Origin of the sequence: Rhodopseudomonas sp. AAP120, from assembly GCF_001295845.1 — a bacterium.
Lineage (GTDB): Bacteria > Pseudomonadota > Alphaproteobacteria > Rhizobiales > Xanthobacteraceae > Rhodopseudomonas.
On record NZ_LJIC01000027.1, the window covers coordinates 13,753 to 31,897 of the forward strand.

Sequence of the window (18,145 nt, forward strand, 5' to 3'; positions counted from 1 at the left end):
GGAGAGGACGCGTACCAAGGGAGAGACACAATGGCCGCAAGAGCCGACGCGACGAACGTGCAAGCCCTGATCTTCGACGTGTTCGGCACGGTGGTCGACTGGCGCACCAGCCTGATCGAGGACTTCACGGCCTGGTCGAAGAGCCGCGGCCTCAGCGGCGACTGGACCGGGCTGGTCGATGCGTGGCGGCAGGCCTACGTGCCGTCGATGGACGAGGTGCGGAAGAACCCGGGCCGCGGTTTCATCAAGCTCGACGATCTGCACCGCCGCTCGCTCGAGCAGCTCGCGCCGCAGTTCGGTCTCGCCAATCTCAGCGATGCAGATCTGACCTACATCACGACCGGCTGGCATCGGTTGAAGCCGTGGGCGGATTCGGTTCCGGGGCTGACGCGCCTGAAGACGAAGTACATCATCAGCCCGCTGTCGAACGGCAATGTCGGCCTGCTGACGCGGATGGCGAAGAATGCCGGACTGCCGTGGGACCTCATTCTCGGCGGCGACGTGTTCGGCCACTACAAGCCCGATCCCGAGACCTATCTGGGCGCCGCGCGTCTGCTGAACCTGCAACCCGAGCAGGTGATGATGGTCGCGGCCCACAACAACGATCTGGCGGCCGCGCAGGCGCTCGGCCTGAAAACGGCGTTCATCCCACGTCCCACCGAATACGGCCCGCTGCAGAAGATCGACTTCGAGGCGACCGGTGATTGGACCGTCGTGGCGAACGATCTCAACGGCGTCGCCGACGCGATGGGCTGCTGAACGCAGCGTGTCCCGGACGCGCTGCAGCGTTCTTCACGCTGCTGCGCAGATCCGGGACCCCGGTTGAGAGCTTGCACCGGGGCCCGGATCTGCAGCGCATCACGCTGCAAGGGCAGCGCGCTGCGCAGCGTCCGGGGCACGGTTTGCCTCTCGCGCCAGTCGTGCTTATCTGCGGGGACCATGACGCTTCCCGCATCCGCGTTGCCGCCCGAATCGGTGTCGGCGTTTCTCGGTGTGACACGCTCGGCCACCGGCAAGCTGTGGCGCGACCGGCTGGATGCGCGCGCCACCGCGAAAGCGCAGGCGATTGCGCAGCGCTATCAGCTGCCGGAGATGCTGGCGCGGGTTCTGGCCGGGCGCGGCGTCGAGATCGACGCGGTGCCTGATTTCCTCGATCCCACCATCCGCAAGCTGATGCCGGACCCGGCGACGGTGACGCAGATGGAGGCAGGCGCGAGGCGAATCGCCGACGCCGCGTCGCGCGGCGAAAAGGTAGCGATCTTCGGCGATTACGACGTCGACGGCGCGACCTCGTCGGCGTTGCTGGCCTGGCATCTGCGGCATTGCGGTCTCGATCCGCTGATCCACATTCCCGACCGCATTTTCGAAGGCTACGGGCCGAACGTCGATGCGATCCGGATGCTGGCAGAGAAGGGCGCGACGCTGCTGGTCACGGTCGACTGCGGCACCACCAGCCTCGAGCCCTTGGCCGAAGCGCGGCGGCTCGGGATGAGCGTGGTGGTGATCGATCATCACCAGACCGCCGACGAGCTGCCGGAGGTGGAGGCGCTGATCAATCCGAACCGGCCCGACGATCTGTCCGGGCTGGGCTATCTCGCGGCCGTCGGCTTGGTGATGATGACGCTGGTCGCGGTCAATCGCGAGCTGCGGCATCGCGGCTTCTGGAGCGTCGAGCGGCCGGAGCCGAACCTTCTAGACATGCTGCACCACGTCGCGCTCGGCACCGTCGCCGACGTCGCGCCGCTGATCGGGCTCAACCGCGCCTTCGTCGCCAAGGGACTGATCGCGCTGCGCCGGCGCGACCATGTCGGTCACACCGCGCTGATGGATGTGGCGCGACTCAACGGGCCGCCCGAGGTCTGGCATCTCGGCTTCATGCTCGGGCCGCGAATCAACGCCGGCGGGCGGATCGGCCGCGCCGATCTCGGCGTGCGGCTGCTACTCGAAGCCGACGTGTCGGAAGCGGCGCGGATCGCCGCCGAGCTCGACCGGCTCAATGCCGAGCGCCGGGTGATCGAGCAGCAAGCCGAAGCCCAGGCCGAGGCGGAGGCGATCGCCTCGCTCGGCCTGGAAGACAAGGGCGCGGTGATCGTCACCGCGTCCGAGGGCTGGCATCCCGGCGTGGTCGGCCTGGTTGCGTCGCGGCTGAAGGAGAAGTTCGGCCGGCCCGCCTTCGCGATTGCGCTGGAGCCGGGCGGCATCGGCACCGGCTCCGGCCGCTCGATCGGCGGCGTCGATCTCGGCCGCGCGGTGCGGCAGGCGGTGACCGAAGGCCTGCTGATCAAAGGCGGCGGCCACGCGATGGCGGCGGGCGTGACGCTGCGCAAGGAGCGCCTCGCCGAGTTTCGCGGCTGGCTCGAAACCACGCTCGCCGCCGATGTCGCCAAGTCGCGTCACGTCAACGAGCTGTCGATCGACGGCGCCGTGTCGGCGCGGGGCGTCACGCCGGAATTCGCCGCCACCCTCAACCGTGCCGGCCCGTTCGGCGCCGGCAACCCCGAGCCGATCATCGCGCTGCCGGCGCATCAGCTGGTCTACGCCGACGAAGTCGGCCAGGCGCATCTGCGGTTGCGCTTCAAGTCCGGCGATGGCGCGATCGTCAACGGCATCGCGTTTCGCAGCGTCGGCCAGAAGCTCGGCCAGGCGCTGACTGAGAACCGCGGCCAGCAGCTTCACGTCGCAGGCTGCCTGTCGGTCGATCGCTGGCAGGGCGCCGAGCGGGTGCAACTCCGGGTGATCGATGTCGCCGTGCCGGATCCGGGGCCGGCGATGATCAGGTAGCGCGATGATCAGGTGAAACGCGAACGGCTCGCCTGCCGCCGCGAATGCTCTGATTTGTGCGTGCCGCTCGGCGAATCGAATCGCGCCGTGTCCTGCGACCCAGCTAGTAGAAATACGAAGTCCTGGCCTGGAAACTGTTGGCGAATGCGGGAGGCCACGTAGTTTTCCCAGGTGTGGGCCCGATTATTTGGTTGTGTTGGTTGTCGCTACGCAATTCAAAGTAATCGATGCGTAGTTATTCTGAGAAGTTCCAGTTCGTTTACTAATTATTTCAGCGCGCGTGTGAATCTACCGTTGCAAGACGGTAGCCGAGTCGAGCGGATCACTTTCCGTCGTCGGCGTGTACTTCCGGCTTGCTGCGAACGCCGAAGTCATCACCTCACGCTCTCCCTTAAGTCGGCGAGATATCTGGGCGGCTGTTGCCGTGCCGGTGAACGTCGACGCGCGCGGAAGGTTTTGCGGTGCAATCCAGAAGGAAAGAACACTGAAGATGCTGTCGTCGCTGCTGAACCTCAAGACGTCCTACAAACTCGCGGGCATCCTGTCCCTGATCGCGCTCGTCTCGATCGCCGCTTACGGGCTGATTGCCCGCAATCTGGCGATCCTTGCACAAAACAACGACATGACCACGCATACTTACAAGGTCATGGAAAACGCCAAGATGATCGTGTCCGCGATGGTCGATGGCGAGACCGGCGTGCGCGGCTACCTGATCAGCGGCGAAGACAAATTCCTCGACCCCTACCGCGCCTCCGACAAGCTGTTCAGGACGTCGTGGGACGAAGCCAAAAAGCTGACGTCGGACAATCCGGCGCAGCAGAATCGGCTCGATCAGATCGCTGCGTCTGCAGCGGACTGGCGCAGCAACGTCGCCGAGCGCGAGATCGCGTTGATGAAGAATCCGCAGACGGTCAACGAGGCGCGGGCGCTCGAAACGTCGGGCGCCGGCAAGAAGGCGATGGACGCGATCCGCGGTCATGTCCGTGATCTCGTCGATGCCGAAGCGGCGCTGCTGTCGGTCCGCGCCGAGGGCGCCGCCGCCGCGTTGTCGTCGTCCTATACGGCGATCATCCTCAGCGCCGTGGTGATGCTGGTCATCATCATCGCCGGCCTGCTGTTCCTCGGCCGCGCCGTGACGCGAGGCATCGTCGACATGACGACGGCGATGGGCCGGCTGGCGCAGAACGACCTCACGGTCGAGGTGCCGCACGCCGATCGCCGCGACGAAATCGGCAAGATGGCGATGGCAGTGCAAGTGTTCAAGGACAATGCCGTCCGCGTCCGTCAGCTCGAAGCCGAGCAGCAGGAGGCCGAGCGTCGCCAGGTCGCGCAACGCAAGGCCGAGATGATGAAGATGGCCAACGGCTTCGAAGCCGCGGTCGGCGAGATCGTCAACACGGTGTCGTCGGCATCGACCGAACTGGAAGCCTCGGCGACCACACTGACACTGTCGGCGGACCGCGCCCAGCACCTCAGCTCGACCGTCGCGGCGGCGTCGGAGGAAGCCTCGACCAACGTCCAGTCGGTGGCCTCGGCGACCGAAGAACTCAGCTCGTCGATCAGCGAGATCAGCCGTCAGGTTCAGGAATCCGCCCGGATCGCGGTGGATGCCGTGAACCAGGCGCGCAACACCGACGATCGCGTCAGCGAATTGTCGAAGGCGGCCACCCGGATCGGCGACATCATCGAACTGATCAACACCATCGCCGGCCAGACCAACCTGCTGGCGCTCAATGCCACGATCGAGGCTGCCCGCGCCGGCGAGGCGGGGCGCGGCTTCGCGGTGGTGGCGTCGGAGGTCAAGGCGCTTGCCGAGCAGACCGCCAAGGCCACCGGCGAAATCAGCCAGCAGATCTCCGGCATTCAGTCCGCCACCAACGACTCGGTGACCGCGATTAAGCAGATCACCGGCACCATCGAGCAGCTCTCCGAGATCGCCTCGACCATCGCGGCCGCGGTCGAAGAGCAGGGCGCGGCGACGCAGGAAATCTCGCGCAACGTTCAACAGGCCGCGCAGGGCACCCAGCAGGTGTCGTCGAACGTGATCGACGTTCAGCGCGGCGCGACCGAAACCGGCTCGGCATCGTCGCAGGTGCTTTCGTCGGCGCAGTCGCTGGCCAAGGAAAGCACCCGGCTGCGAACGGAAGTCGGCCTGTTCCTCGACACGGTGCGCGCGGCGTAACGAACGAGCCCGGCGCCGGGGTTCTGCCGATCCGGCATCCCGGCGCCGATTCACAACAGCCGAAGTTGTTACATCAAAAACCGTCATCGCCGGATTTGATCCGGCGATCCAGCTTCTTCATTGATGGATTGCCGGGTCAAGCCCGGCAATGACGATAGGGGATCGTACCGCGAAGCGCTCCGATGCCGCTAGGTACAGATCTCGCCCTGCATGATCTTCTCGCGAAACAGCTCCACCGCTTTCGGGTTCAGCGCACCTTCTTCGGGCAGCACCAGCGGCAGATCGGGCGGCGCCAGAATAGCGAATTGACGGCCCCATTCGTAGACCCACGCCAAGCCATCCTGAAACATCACCTCGTCGTCATAGCGCGGCAAGCGGCCGGAGCGGGCCTCGGCGAAGCCGCGCCGGAACGCGGTGTTCCAGACGATCTCCTCGAGCGGAGCCTGAAAGGTTTCGGCCTGCGGGCGGACGTCGGTCACGGCGCGATCCAGCGACAGATCCAGGACTGAGGGCGGAGGCAGGGAGTATCCCATGCCGCTCGCCACTCCGCATTCGGACTTTTGGCCGATCCCGTCACGGCGGTGGGCTGCGCCCCGGCAGCAGCGCCAGCGGCGTCAATCGGCGGACGATCGGCCGTGCCATGTCGCGAAACTTCGCATTGTGCAACAGGATGCCGCCGATCAGGCCGATGAAGCAGCCCAGCACCGTGTCGATGAAGCGAGCCTGGATGATCGCGCCGGGCTCTGCGTGCCCCAGCGACGCGGCATCGGCGAGGAAAATCGTCAGCGGCGTGATGAAGATCACCGCGAATCCATAGTGACGGATCACCGCTGTCTCGATGACGAACGACAGCGTCATGATCGACAGCGCGATGCTCCATTTCTCCAGCGGCAGCGACAGCAGCACGATGGCGACGCCGAGGCCGAGCACGGTGCCGAGGATGCGGTGGAGCTGCCGGTTCCAGATTGCGCGCACCGATAGGCCCTGGATCACCGCGAGACAGCTCACCGGCACCCAATACGGCCGGTCGAGCTGCAGCGCCTGGGCCAGCGCCAGCGCGACGCCGACCGCGGCGCCGATCAGCACCGAGTCGAGCACCACGACGTCGAAGTCGAGCGGCTGCAGCGGCTCGACCGGCGCCGGAGTTCGGATACGTAGGGCGATCAGCGAATACAGAAAGGCGATCAGGGTCGACAGCAGGCTGCCGAGCGCGAACAGCCCGGCCTTGAGCGGTAGCTGCATCAGGTCGCTCGGCGTGTAGGCTGCGATCGAGGCGGCCATCACGAAGAACAGGCTGCCCGGCGGCCCGACCCGAAAGTAGCGGCAGACCATCGTCACCAGGATGGCGGTCAGCGTGATCGCTGGCACCAGAAGAACGGGCAGCAGGTGGACGATCAGCCCGACCACGTAGCAGCCGAGAAAGCCGAACGCGCAGGCCATCATCGTTACCATGCGATGATGCAGCGGCGTGCGCGGCAGATACAGGAACGCCATGCCGCCGAGCGACGACACCAGCCCGTAGTCGAGGTGATCGAAGTAAGCGCCGATCAGCATCGGCACGCCGGCGGCGAGCGCGACCGAGGCCGGCATCTGCCAGGGCCGATCGCTCGGGTTGATCGTGACCAGCGCGCGCCATTCCTCGTGCGCCAGCGCCTTCAGTCGGTGCCACGTCCAGTGATGTCGCATCGGCGCTCAGAGACCCTGTCGAAGTCGTGCCAGCACTTTGAGGCCGCCATAGCCGTCGGCCGGCGAAAGACCGGTCCTTGTCTGGAAATCGCGCACCGCCTTCATGGTGTCGTTGCCGACGCGGCCGTCGGTGCCGCCCGTGTCGAAGCCGGCACGCGTCAACCGGGTCTGCATCTCCTGCACCTCGGCCAGGGTCAGCGCGCGCTCGGAGCCGGGGAAGGGCTGCGCGAACGAGCCGGCACCGAGGATGCGGTCGCCGAGATGGCAGATCGCGAGCGCGTAGTTCATCGACGGATTGTAGCTGCGCACCGCATAGAAGTTCGGCCCGAGCAGGAATTGCGGGCCGCCCGCGACCGGCACCCACATCGTCGCGCTGGCCTGCGGGTCCGGAAACGGCTCGCCGTCGACCCGGGTGACGCCGGAGCGCGACCACGCCAGATAGGAGCGGCTGCCGCTGATCGATCCGCCGGGACCGCGCACCTCGTAGCCCCAATGCTCGCCGCGGTGATACTTGCCGCGGTTGACCAGATATTTTGCGGTCGAGCCGAGCGCGTCATCAGGCCGTCCGAACGGCGAGACGCGGCCGTCGCGGTCATAGTCGATGCCGACATTGAGCCAGACTTCCGGCATCCATTGGGTGTGGCCCATCGCGCCGGCCCACGAGCCGCGCATCTCCTCCGGTGTCGACCAGCCCTTGTCGACGATCTTGAGCGCGTTGATCAGTTCGGTTTCCCAATAGGCCTTGCGGCGCGGCTCGTTCCAGGCGAGCGCCGCGAGCGAGGGGAATACAGGGCGCATGTGGTTCTGCTGCACCAGCGGATCGCCATAGGCGCTCTCGACGCCCCAGAGTGCCAGCAGCGTGCCGCGCTCGACGCCGTAGTCCCGTTCGATGCGGCCGAACAGCGCCTCGTTCTTCTTCAGCGCCTCGCGGCCGTTGATGATGCGCCAGTCGGACACGCGGCGGTTGATGTACTGCCAGAGCTGCTCGTTGAATTCGGGCTGCTTCTGGAAATTCTTGAACACGCTCATGTCCGGCTCGAGCCGGCTCATCACGCGGTCCCAGGTCTGCGGCGAGATTCCCTTGGCGAGCGCGCGGGCGCGAAAGCCGTCGCGCCATGCCTCGAAGCCGGCAGGCGCGGCCTGAGCCGCGAACGGCAGCAACGTAGCCGCGCCGAGCACGGATTGCAGCAGGCGGCGGCGGGTCGGTTGGAAGCGGGAATCGAGCCGAGTCATCGCTGCAGTGTAGCGGCTTTGGCCGAGGCCGACAAAACAGCCGGACGTCGACTGGGTGACAGGGCGGGTGGGCCGGAGCGAGAAAGTTCCTCTTCTCGGGCGCGGCACAATGCCCCGCGACATTCTCTTGCGGCGCGGCGGTGCGTGCCCACTTCGTAGGCTCCATTCAGTCCCACCGGAGCACGGCGTGCAGGATTCCGAACAGCTCAGCCCGGCCGATCAATCCGGCCGGTCGTCGACCAGCGTCGCGCCCGCCTCGGACCATGAGGCTCGCAAGCAACTGACGTCGCGGCGCCTGCTGGTGGTGGTCAATCCACATAGCCGTTCTGGCGCCCGGGCGATCGGACTGGCAGGTGCGCGGCTCAGTTCTGCCGGCTTCGACCTGGTGCTGTCAGCGCCCTGCAGCCGCCATGAGGTCGGCCCGTGGATCGAGGCGCATGCCGACGGCGCAGAGGCCGTCGTCGTTGCCGGCGGTGACGGCTCGCTCAATGCGGTGGCCGAAGCCGTGGTGAAGACCAAGCTGCCGCTGGGGATCATCCCGGCCGGCACCGCGAATGATCTGGCGCGCTCGCTCGGTCTGCCGCTCGACATGGAGGCCGCGGCAGACGTAATCGCGGCCGGGCATCGCAAGCAGATCGACCTCGGCGACGTCAATGGCCACAAGTTCTTCAACGTCGCCAGCGTCGGCCTCAGTGCCGATCTGGCGCGCGAACTGAGCGGCGAGATCAAGCGACGCTTCGGCCGCGTCAGCTACGCGCTCACGGCAGCCAAGGTCCTCGGGCGGGCGCGGCCGTTCCGCGCGTCGATCGTCTCGGAGGAAGGCACCGTGCAGGTCCGCACCATGCAGATCGCCGTCGGCAACGGCCGCTACTATGGCGGAGGCATGGCGGTCGAACACACCGCCGAGATCGACGACGGCCAGCTCGATTTGTACTCGCTGGAGTTCGGCCGCGTCTGGAAACTGCTGGCGTTGGCCTATGATTTCCGCCGCGGCCGCCACGGCCTGTGGCGCGAGGTGCGCTCGGCCAGAGGCTCTTCGTTCGAGGTGCGGACCCGCAAGCCGCGCCCCGTCAATGCCGACGGCGAGTTGGTGACGTTCACGCCGGCGCAGTTCTCGCAGCTCCGCAAGGCGGTGACGGTGTTCGTGCCGCAGGCCGACGCGAACTAACTCGGTCTCACGGCAAGGGCTCGTCGGGCCCCGCGCGCGCCACCGCCGGCGTGGCAGGCGCGGGGGTGAGATCGCGGCCGCGGCCGCCGATCAGTTGCTCATAGGACGCGACCAGCGTGGTGTAGGGATTGACCCAGAGCCAGCCGTCCGGCGTGAACACCTGGACGTCGAAGTGCAGATGGCGCGTCGTTCCGTTGGGGAAATCGAGATAGTTGCTGACGACGCCGAACCGCTCGCCCTCGGCCAGCCGTCGGCCGCTCAGCACGCCGTCCTCGTCCAGCCGGGCCGGGTTCATGTGCATGTAGCGAAACCGGATGTGCTCTCGCTCGGTGTTGACCTGAAGCGTGACCGCCTGCTGCTTCGCAGACCGGATCACCACGCCGTCGCGCACCGCGACCACGCCCTGCTGCTTGACGTCGCAATCCGGCTGGTCCGGCAGGCATGAGCCAGGACGGATGTCCTGGCCTTGATGGCCGTAACCCAGCGCGCATTGGCCGACGCCGAAGCTTCGGCTCTCGCAGAAATTGTCGCGCCACGGATAGGAGAACGGGCCGGTGCCGCCATCCTCCGCGCGCGGGGTGTAGGACTGGGAGCGCGCATAGGCCGGCGTTTTCTCGATCGGAAAGCGGATCTGCGCGTACACGGTCGAGTCCGGCCGTCCGTCCTGTTTGCGGAAGCCGGAGCCCGGGATGATCTCGCCGCTAGGCCAATAGGTGAAGTCGTCGGATAGGGCGAGCGGACGCTCCGCTGGCGTCGCGGGCAGATCACGCAGCGGGCGCTGCGGCTGGCCGCCGGCGACGTGCAGTGTTCGGAGGAAATGCTCGGCGACTGGAGCGGCCTCGCGGCAGGCGAGACGGCGCTGGCGCGGCACCGAGTCGAGACATTGGATCGACACCACATAGGCCGCGCCGAAGCGGGAGAAGGCGTAGCGGACATAGCCTTCGCGGATGAAGCGCCGCAGGTCCGGATACTGCGTGGCCAGCGCCTTGACGGGCTCGCCCTTGCCGCCGGGCGGATCGCTGATGTCGTAGATCAGCTTCGATCCGGTGATCTGCACTTCGACCGGGCGCGCGAAGATGCGCGCCGGTAGGTCGACGCCGGCGTTGGAGTCGAGCGTGAACACCGCGTCGTAACCCGCTGGGCCGGCATCGAACATTGCGCTCTGGAAGCCGCCCTGGGCGGCCGGCAGCGCGGCACTGTCGGGTGTTGGATCGGGATCGGCGCCCAGCAGCGCGGCGGTATCGACCGGGAGCAAGGCCGGGACCGCGCTGTAGGCGATGCCGGGGAAGAACCGTCCCGTGATGGCGTTGAGCCGCACCAGCGCCGGGGTGCGGCGGGGGTCATAAGCGGGCAGGCCGTGGCGGCCGCTGAAGACGAAGTCGGCCGCAACGGTCGCATAGGGGGACAGTTCGGCGCGGAGTTGGTCGAGAGCGGCTCGCCAGTCGATGCGCAGCGCCGTCAGAGTCGGCGTGCTGAACTCTTCGGCTCTCGCTGGGGCGGCGGCGAAGGCCGCGACCAGCAGCAGGCCGCCGATCCTTCGCAGCGATGTTGGACCGACTGCCCCTCGGCTCAAGCGACGTGCCTCCTGTTCGTGCAGGAGGTAAATCTAGCGATATTTTAGGCGATTGGCCAAGTAGGGGGCGCTACAGGGTTGATGCGCTTGGTTAAAAAGACGAAAGCCCGCCGGTGCGCGGCGGGCTTCGATCCAGTCCGGACGATGAGGAAACAACCTCAATCCTTGGCGCGCTCGACGTAGGAGCCGTCTTCTGTCAGCACCACGATGCGGGTGCCGGTGCCGATGTGCGGGGGGACGGCGGTGCGGACGCCGTTGGACAGCACGGCCGGCTTGTAGGACGACGACGCGGTCTGGCCCTTGGTGACCGGCTCGGTGTCGACCACTTCGAGCGTGGCGCGTTGCGGCAAAGTGATGGCAACGGCGGTGGTGTCGTGCATCGACAGCTTCACCACCATGTTCTCCTGCAGATACGGCGCGGAGTTGCCGACGACGTCCTTGGCGACCTGAACCTGGTCGAAGGATTCCGGCTCCATGAAGTGGAAGCCTTCGCCGTCTTCATACAGGAAGGTGTAGTTGCGCTCTTCGATGGTGACCTTTTCGACCTGGTCGGTGGTCTTGTAGCGCTCCGAGATCTTCACGCCGTCGCTGATTCGGCGCATTTCGATCTGGCTGACCGGGGTGCCCTTGCCGGGATGGATGTTTTCGGCCGACAGGACGACGTAAAGCTTCCCATCTTGCTCGAGGACGTTGCCCTTGCGAATAGAACTGGCGATGACTCTCAAAGGAATGTTTCCTGTGGTTCAGGTCCGGGCCCGATCCGGGCATTGGTATCCCGAGGCCTGCGAAGCGGTTTCGGGCCGCAACATACTCATTTGGCCCGCTTATGCCAGCGTTTTGCGCTTTTCCGCGGGATCGACTTGAGATGCAGGAACCAGCCCCCGTGTCGCCCTGGTGGGACCGAGCCAAATATCTGGACCGTCAGCCGTTTTTGCGCGCGCGCAGCGCTGTGACGCGGGCCATTCGCGACTGGTTCGCGGCTGCGGATTTCGCCGAGGTCGAGACTGCGATCCTGCAGCGTTCGCCCGGCAATGAAACCCATCTGCACGCCCCCAGGACCGAACTGCTCGGGTCTGATGGTGAGCGCAGCACGCTGTTTCTGCGGACCTCGCCGGAATTCGCCTGCAAGAAGCTGCTGGCGGCCGGCGAGGCGCGGATCTTCGAATTCGCCCGCGTGTTTCGCGATCGTGAGCGGGGCCGGCTGCATCTGCCTGAGTTCACCATGCTGGAGTGGTACCGCGCCGGCGAGCCTTATGAGGCGGTGATCGCCGATTGCGTCGCGCTGATCGGGCTGGCGGCGCGCACCACCGGCGTTGGCGCGTTCGGGTATCGCGGCCGCAGCGCTGATCCGCTGGCGCGGCCGGAGATGCTCACCGTTGCGGACGCGTTCGATCGCTATGCGGGGATCGATCTGCTCGGCACGATCAGCGGCGGCAAGGGTGATCGCGATGCGCTGGCACGCGCGGCGGACAGCAAGGTGCGCGTCGTTGCAGACGACACCTGGTCGGACATCTTTAGCAAGGTGCTGGTCGAACATGTCGAGCCGCGGCTCGGGGAAGGGCGGCTGACCGTGCTGCACGAGTATCCGGCGCCGGAAGCGGCGCTGGCGCGGAGCAAGGCCGGCGACCCGCGCGTCGCCGAGCGCTTCGAGGTCTATGCCTGCGGCGTCGAGCTCGCCAACGGTTTTGGCGAACTCACCGACGCGGCCGAGCAGCGGCTGCGCTTCACCGCCGAGATGGACGAGAAGCAGCGCCGCTATGGCGAGCGCTATCCGCTCGACGAGGACTTTCTCGCCGCGGTGGCGCGGATGCCGGAGGCGAGCGGCGTCGCGCTCGGCTTCGACCGGCTGGTGATGCTGGCGACCGGTGCCGCCAGCGTCGATCAGGTGGTGTGGACGCCGCCGGCCGGTGAGGCGTCATGAGCAAGGTGACCCGGTTGCAATCGGCCGCTGCCACGACGCTGCGCAGCGCCGACGATCTGGTGACGCAGGGGCTCGCGCCGGAAGAGGCGCGCGACGATCTCGACCGCGTCGCGCAGCGCTACGCCATCGCGCTGACGCCCGACGTCGCTGCGCTGATCGACCCCGATGATCCGAACGATCCGATCGCGCGGCAATACATTCCGCAGGTCGACGAACTGGTGTCGCTGCCGATCGAGCGCGACGATCCGATCGGCGACGTGCCGCATTCGCCGGTCGAAGGCATCGTGCATCGGCATCGCGACCGTGTGCTGCTGAAGCTGGTGCATGTCTGCGCGGTGTATTGCCGGTTCTGCTTCCGCCGCGAGAGCGTGGGACCGGGCAAGGACAATGCGTTGTCGCGCGAAGCGACAACGGCGGCGCTGGACTACGTCCGCGCGCACCCGGAAATCTGGGAAGTGATCTTCACCGGCGGCGATCCGCTGGTGCTGTCGCCGCGCCGGCTCGCCGAGATCATGGCCGAGCTCGCCACCATCCCGCATCTCAAGATCATCCGCTTTCACACCCGGCTGCCGGTGGTCGATCCGGCGCGGATCGATTCGGCGCTGCTGCAGGCGCTGCGCGTGCCCGGCAAGACGGTGTGGATGGCGCTGCACGCCAACCATCCGCGCGAACTGACGCCGGCTGCGCGTGCCGCGTGCGCGCGGCTGATCGATGCCGGCATCCCGATGGTCAGCCAGTCGGTGCTGCTGCGCGGCGTCAACGACGACGCGGCAACGCTCGAGGCGCTGATGCGCGCCTTCGTCGAATGCCGGATCAAGCCGTATTACCTGCACCACGCCGACCTAGCGCCCGGCACGGCGCATTTGCGCACAACGCTGGCCGAAGGTCAGGCGCTGTTGCGCGCGCTGCGCGGTCGGGTCTCCGGGCTATGCCAACCGGAATACGTGCTCGACATCCCGGGGGGATACGGAAAGGCGCCGGTCGGCCCCAACTATTTGACGGCGGTTGATGGAACCGACGCGAATTCGCGCTATCATGTCGCCGACTATTGCGGCGACGTGCATCTGTATCCGCCCGCGCCCGAATGAGCGTCGGTCGGCCGCAACCGCGGACGGCAACCGCCGGGGCGAATGGGCGTTGAGATTCGGTTCGGCTTCGCGCGTCTCGCCGGGCGCGCGTAGCCGGGAAGACCGGCGAAGGACGCAAGCCGCAGGCTGCGCGGCTCACTTGTCGGACGATCGGGCGTGAGCCGAGGATGATCGTTCGTTTCGGAAGGAATATCCCATGAAGAAACTGATCATCGCCACCACGATCCTGACCCTCGCGGGCGGCGCGGCCGCCCTGGCGCAGTCCGGCTCGGGTGGAGCCGGCGGGTCGGGCGGCATGAGCGGCGGCGCGGGCGGCGTCGGCGGTCCGGCCAATCCGAGCGTGCCGCCGGCGCTGTCGTCGGATCAGCGCGTCACCGGGCAGGCGCCGGTCGGCCATCGCCAGCCGCGGCGCGGCGACGTGTCGGAGCCGGCCGGCTCGCTGGATCAGCAGGACCCGGCCGACGCCGCGCTGGATCGCAAGATCAAGAGCATTTGCCGCGGCTGCTGAGCCGCGGCAAACGCCGTCTCGTCCCTCAGGCCTTGTTGCGGGCGGCCAGCGCCAGCGCGATCAGCGACGTGCCGCCGAACACCAGGTTGATGCCGACCAGCAGGCCTATCGCCCAGGCGGCCGTGCCGGGCCATCCCGAGATGATGATGAACGCCACCAGGATGTCGAGCACGCCGGCGGCGAGCATCCAGCCCCAGCGCTCCGACATCCGGCCGCGATGCTGGAGGGCGTACATGATGGTCGCGACGCCTTCGGCCAGGAAATAGACGCCGATCACGAAGGTGAGGGTGAGGATGCCCTGCACCGGCTGGGCGATCAGCAGTACGCCGACGATCACTGCCAGAATGGCGGAGATCAGCGACCACCAGAAGCCTGGTGCCTGACGGGCCCAGAAGCTGAAGGCGAGGCCGGCCACGCCGCTGATCAGGAACAGCCATCCCAGCAGAATGGCAATCGTCAGGCTCGCCAGCAGCGGCAGCAGGATCGCGGCAAAGCCGAAAACCAGCAGCAGGATGCCCTCGATCAGATAAGCCTTCCAGTGCTTCTGAATCGTCGCGTCGACGGCAGCCTGAAGCCGCTCGGTATCGTTCGGGAGTGTCATGTGAATCTCCTGCACCTTGGACACGACCCGACCATACCTCGCGAATGGTGACGCAACGGAAAATGTTCGGCGCTGATTTGCGCAGGCGGACCGGCGGAGGCGCATGGGCGTCGGCGCGTTGCCGGGCGACGTCACGACCGTCGCGCTTGGACGCAGACGGTCTCCTGCCTTGCTTTATCTCAACATTCCAACACCTGAATGCGGTATAGTGATGTTGCTGGCGATTGGCGCGCAGCTGATTCGCCGGGCTTCTAAGCTGAGGACGTGATGCCCTTGAGGCGAAGACCAGCCTGTACGGTTTGCGGAATGCGCACCGCGCTGGCGCGCATCTCTCCCATCGAACTGGTCCATGAGCTGCGCACATTCGAATGCCGAGGCTGTGGCCAGGTCGACCGTTATGCCGTCAAGGGCGGCCCGGACTCCTATTGGCTGCTGCTATCCGATTCCGGCAGCCCAAGCGCGCGGGCTGACAGCAGCGCCGGCTAAGTATCTTCAGCCGCGCAAACGCTACGCTTGATCCGCTTGAGATGGCTTCGATCAGTTGAACGCTGAGCCGGCCGAGGACAGATGATCTGCTGAGCTTGCGGGTCGGCCTGAGCGTGCGGAACGTAGTTAACGCGGCTTAACCAACGATGGCTCGCGTCGCGGCCCGAAAGAGGCGCGCAGACTGGCTGAACCAAAATAGCAAGAGGGGATGGCGCTCCCTAGCGGAATCGAACCGCTCTCTCCACCGTGAAAGGGTGGCGTCCTAACCGATAGACGAAGGGAGCGAAGCCGCACGGCTGGTGATTCAGATCGGGAATCGCCGGGCCCGCGGAACGCACGGTCTATAACGCATTCGTCAGCCGGATCAACACGATGTGCCGATCGGCAGGCAGTGCGGCCGTGTCGTCGGGCAGGTCCCGGCGGCAGCGGCGGGCGAACGTATAGTGGCGTTTGCGCGCCCCGGCAAGTCCGCTGCGCCAAGAACCGAAGATACCCCGAAATTTCGATCAATTTTGCAACGTTTTTTCAATGTCGCCGACCTAGACCGGCAGCGACGGAGAACGGCATGGCGAGAGAACGCAGCAAACGGGAACAACGCCGATCGGTTCGGCAGAACGGCTGGATCACGCTCGACGGCGGATTCGCGGCGCGGCCCTGCGAGGTGATCGATCTGTCTGCGACCGGCGCGAAGCTGACCATCGCCGACGCGATATCGCTTGGTCCCAAGCTGCGCCTGGCGTTCTCGCGCGATGCCCGGACCGGGCGCAATTGCGAAGTCGTCTGGCGCGACGGCACCACCGTCGGGATCAAGTTCGTCACCTGAGCCGACGCGGCAACGGCGCAGTCGCCGCAGAATCATCCGCCAGCAAAAAAGGCCCCGCTCGAAAGCTGGGCCTTTGTTGATGGTCGTGCGAAGATGTGGTGGTGGTGATCAGCGGCCGAAGAACAGCCAGAGAAGAATGATCACCGGGATCGGTACACCGAGCATCCAGAGAAGTAGTCCACGTCCCATTGTCAGCCTCCGTTGATTTCACAACCAACGCCATCCGATAGCGCTGGTTCCGAGAGGCCGTCAGGTTTTAAACCATAGGGTTGTGGAACAAATCGTCGTCGCGCTGCGCGCCGCGACGAACTAATCGTCGATGCTTACCAGTGGCCCGTGTTCGGCATGGACAGCCACGGCTCCTGCGGCGGCAGCGCCGCGCCTTTCTGCAGGAATTCGATCGAGTGCAGATCAGGCGAGCGCACGAACGCCATCTGGCCGTCGCGCGGCGGACGGTTGATGGTGATGCCGAGCTTCATCAGCCGCTCGCAGGTCGCGTAGATGTCGTCCACTTCGTAGGCGAGGTGGCCGAAATAGCGATCCTCGCCGTAGCTCTCTTCGTCCCAATTGTAGGTCAGTTCGATCGTTGGGGCGGGGCGGCCGGCCGACTGCTTCACCAACTCCTCGTCGTCCGACGCGCACAGAAACACCAGGGTGAAGCGGCCCTTGTCGTTGTCGATGCGACGAACCTCCTTGAGGCCGAGCGCGTCGCTGAAGAACTTCAGCGCGGCATCGAGATTGCGGACGCGCAGCATGGTGTGCAGGTAACGCATTTGGTCTTGATCTCCAGTGAGGCGATGGCTTCGATCTTGCGACGAAAGCGCGGTGATTGAAAGCGCCGGCGGCCGGCTGCGCGGGGAATGCGGCGCGCATGGCGCGGAGCGATCGGCAAACCGGGCCCCGCAGCAGTGCTGCGGAGCCCTTCGCTGATCGGCAATCGCGTGCATGGGGAGTGCGGCGAAAAAGCAACTCGCGCGGAGGTCCGCCGACGAAAAAGAGCCCCGCCTTGGAGGGCACGGGGCTCTTTCGGGGGAGGTCATCCGTAGAGACACTCAGACTATCGGCGTGGTCACTCACGGTTGCAATTCAAAAAAATGTGGGGTCGAATCCGAGCATGCGGAACCGGGGCGTTTGCGTCCCGTTCGAGTCCTCGACAGTTCGTCGCGCCCCGTTGTCGGCTCGCAGCCGGCTTGCGACGCAGGTGGCGAACTGCGATGGACCGATCTCCGATGGACTGGTCTACCGTGGATCGCCAGTCGTGCGTCGACGTGTTTCGGAATGCAGCAGCCATGATCGCACCCGACCTTCGCAGCGGAGTTGAACAGCTCGGCGACATGATCGCGCATGCCAGGGTGATCGTGCCGTTCACCGGGGCGGGGATCTCGACCGAATCCGGCATCCCGGACTTCCGTTCGCCAGGCGGGCTGTGGACCCGCAATCGCCCGATCCCGTTCGAGGAGTTCGTGGCGCGGCAGGATGCGCGTGACGAGGCCTGGCGGCGCCGGTTCGCCATGGACTCGACCTTCGCGGCGGCACGGCCGGGCCGCGGCCATCGGGCGCTTGCCGCGCTCTACAAGGCCGGCAAGATCCCGGCGGTGGTGACGCAGAACATCGACAACCTGCACCAGGCGTCCGGCTTTGCGCCGCAGGATGTGGTCGAACTCCACGGCAACACCACCTACGCGCGCTGCATCGGCTGCGGCAAACGCCACGAACTCGACTGGGTGCGTCAATGGTTCGAGCGCACCCGCAATGCGCCGCATTGCACCGTCTGCGACGAGCCGGTGAAGACTGCGACGGTGTCGTTCGGCCAGGCGATGCCGCCTGACGAAATGCGCCGCGCCACCGAACTCGCACAGCACTGCGATCTGTTTCTGGCGATCGGCTCGTCGCTGGTGGTGTGGCCGGCCGCGGGCTTTCCGATGCTCGCCAAAGAGTCCGGCGCCAAGCTGGTGATCATCAACAACGAGCCGACCGATCAGGACGACATCGCCGATCTGGTGATCCGCGCCGACATCGGCGAGACGCTCGGACCATTCGTCGGAAACTGAATCCCCGTATGATTCGCAGGTAATCAACCCTGTTCATAGTCGTT

General features: G+C 66.2%; 17 protein-coding genes and 1 tRNA gene. 10 read left to right on the forward strand and 8 right to left on the reverse strand.

What is annotated here, in order from left to right:
• Positions 1–30 precede the first annotated feature (30 nt).
• The 3 genes from IP86_RS05810 (at position 31) to IP86_RS05820 (ending at position 4,963) form a co-directional block, all read left to right on the forward strand.
• Positions 31–759, forward strand: coding sequence for a haloacid dehalogenase type II (locus tag IP86_RS05810; protein ID WP_054161575.1), 729 nt, complete (start codon positions 31–33; stop codon positions 757–759).
• 180 nt (positions 760–939) lie between these two features.
• On the forward strand, positions 940–2,781 hold the full coding sequence (gene recJ, locus IP86_RS05815; protein ID WP_054161576.1) for a single-stranded-DNA-specific exonuclease RecJ: 1,842 nt from the start codon (positions 940–942) through the stop codon (positions 2,779–2,781).
• 490 nt (positions 2,782–3,271) lie between these two features.
• Positions 3,272–4,963, forward strand: coding sequence for a methyl-accepting chemotaxis protein (locus tag IP86_RS05820; protein ID WP_082363863.1), 1,692 nt, complete (start codon positions 3,272–3,274; stop codon positions 4,961–4,963).
• 188 nt (positions 4,964–5,151) lie between these two features.
• Here IP86_RS05820 and IP86_RS05825 read toward each other — a convergent pair whose 3' ends face one another.
• From IP86_RS05825 to IP86_RS05835, 3 genes are all read right to left on the reverse strand, one after another.
• On the reverse strand, positions 5,152–5,442 hold the full coding sequence (locus IP86_RS05825) for a hypothetical protein (RefSeq protein WP_054161629.1): 291 nt from the start codon (positions 5,440–5,442) through the stop codon (positions 5,152–5,154).
• 94 nt (positions 5,443–5,536) lie between these two features.
• Positions 5,537–6,649: an FUSC family protein gene (locus IP86_RS05830; RefSeq protein ID WP_054161577.1), complete on the reverse strand. Its 1,113-nt coding sequence runs from the start codon at positions 6,647–6,649 to the stop codon at positions 5,537–5,539.
• Between the two features lie 6 nt (positions 6,650–6,655).
• Positions 6,656–7,882 (reverse strand): lytic murein transglycosylase, encoded by a 1,227-nt coding sequence (locus tag IP86_RS05835; protein WP_054161578.1) that lies wholly within the window; start codon positions 7,880–7,882, stop codon positions 6,656–6,658.
• Between the two features lie 280 nt (positions 7,883–8,162).
• Between IP86_RS05835 and IP86_RS05840 the strand changes: the two genes are divergently transcribed.
• Complete coding sequence (locus tag IP86_RS05840; RefSeq protein WP_245290547.1) at positions 8,163–9,050, forward strand: lipid kinase; 888 nt, start codon at positions 8,163–8,165, stop codon at positions 9,048–9,050.
• 7 nt (positions 9,051–9,057) lie between these two features.
• Here the strand turns inward: IP86_RS05840 and IP86_RS05845 are convergent, their stop codons facing one another.
• Complete coding sequence (locus tag IP86_RS05845) at positions 9,058–10,623, reverse strand: M23 family metallopeptidase (protein WP_054161580.1); 1,566 nt, start codon at positions 10,621–10,623, stop codon at positions 9,058–9,060.
• Between the two features lie 158 nt (positions 10,624–10,781).
• Positions 10,782–11,348 (reverse strand): elongation factor P, encoded by a 567-nt coding sequence (efp, locus tag IP86_RS05850; protein WP_054161581.1) that lies wholly within the window; start codon positions 11,346–11,348, stop codon positions 10,782–10,784.
• A gap of 140 nt (positions 11,349–11,488) precedes the next feature.
• Between efp and epmA the strand changes: the two genes are divergently transcribed.
• The 3 genes from epmA to IP86_RS05865 all read left to right on the forward strand — a co-directional run bounded on the left by epmA (position 11,489) and on the right by IP86_RS05865 (position 14,140).
• Entirely contained in the window at positions 11,489–12,544 is a 1,056-nt protein-coding gene (gene epmA / locus IP86_RS05855; RefSeq protein ID WP_054161582.1) for an EF-P lysine aminoacylase EpmA, read from the forward strand.
• Positions 12,541–13,632: a lysine-2,3-aminomutase-like protein gene (locus IP86_RS05860; protein WP_054161583.1), complete on the forward strand. Its 1,092-nt coding sequence runs from the start codon at positions 12,541–12,543 to the stop codon at positions 13,630–13,632. The genes epmA and IP86_RS05860 overlap by 4 nt, the downstream gene beginning before the upstream one ends.
• A 196-nt stretch (positions 13,633–13,828) precedes the next feature.
• Positions 13,829–14,140, forward strand: coding sequence for a hypothetical protein (locus tag IP86_RS05865; RefSeq protein ID WP_054161584.1), 312 nt, complete (start codon positions 13,829–13,831; stop codon positions 14,138–14,140).
• 25 nt (positions 14,141–14,165) lie between these two features.
• Here the strand turns inward: IP86_RS05865 and IP86_RS05870 are convergent, their stop codons facing one another.
• Positions 14,166–14,741, reverse strand: a complete 576-nt coding sequence (locus IP86_RS05870; protein ID WP_054161630.1) for an HdeD family acid-resistance protein — start codon at positions 14,739–14,741, stop codon at positions 14,166–14,168.
• A 306-nt stretch (positions 14,742–15,047) separates the two neighbouring features.
• Between IP86_RS05870 and IP86_RS05875 the strand changes: the two genes are divergently transcribed.
• Positions 15,048–15,227 (forward strand): hypothetical protein, encoded by a 180-nt coding sequence (locus IP86_RS05875; RefSeq protein WP_245290544.1) that lies wholly within the window; start codon positions 15,048–15,050, stop codon positions 15,225–15,227.
• A 209-nt stretch (positions 15,228–15,436) separates the two neighbouring features.
• Here IP86_RS05875 and IP86_RS05880 read toward each other — a convergent pair.
• Positions 15,437–15,511: transfer RNA gene (locus tag IP86_RS05880), tRNA-Glu, on the reverse strand.
• A 281-nt stretch (positions 15,512–15,792) separates the two neighbouring features.
• Here IP86_RS05880 and IP86_RS05885 point away from each other — a divergent pair.
• On the forward strand, positions 15,793–16,050 hold the full coding sequence (locus IP86_RS05885; RefSeq protein ID WP_054161586.1) for a PilZ domain-containing protein: 258 nt from the start codon (positions 15,793–15,795) through the stop codon (positions 16,048–16,050).
• A 323-nt stretch (positions 16,051–16,373) separates the two neighbouring features.
• Here IP86_RS05885 and IP86_RS05890 read toward each other — a convergent pair whose 3' ends face one another.
• Positions 16,374–16,823 carry a VOC family protein gene (locus IP86_RS05890; RefSeq protein WP_054161587.1) on the reverse strand — a complete coding sequence of 150 codons (450 nt, stop codon included), beginning with the start codon at positions 16,821–16,823 and terminating at the stop codon, positions 16,374–16,376.
• 516 nt (positions 16,824–17,339) lie between these two features.
• Here IP86_RS05890 and IP86_RS05895 point away from each other — a divergent pair.
• Complete coding sequence (locus IP86_RS05895; protein ID WP_054161631.1) at positions 17,340–18,101, forward strand: SIR2 family NAD-dependent protein deacylase; 762 nt, start codon at positions 17,340–17,342, stop codon at positions 18,099–18,101.
• Positions 18,102–18,145 lie beyond the last annotated feature (44 nt).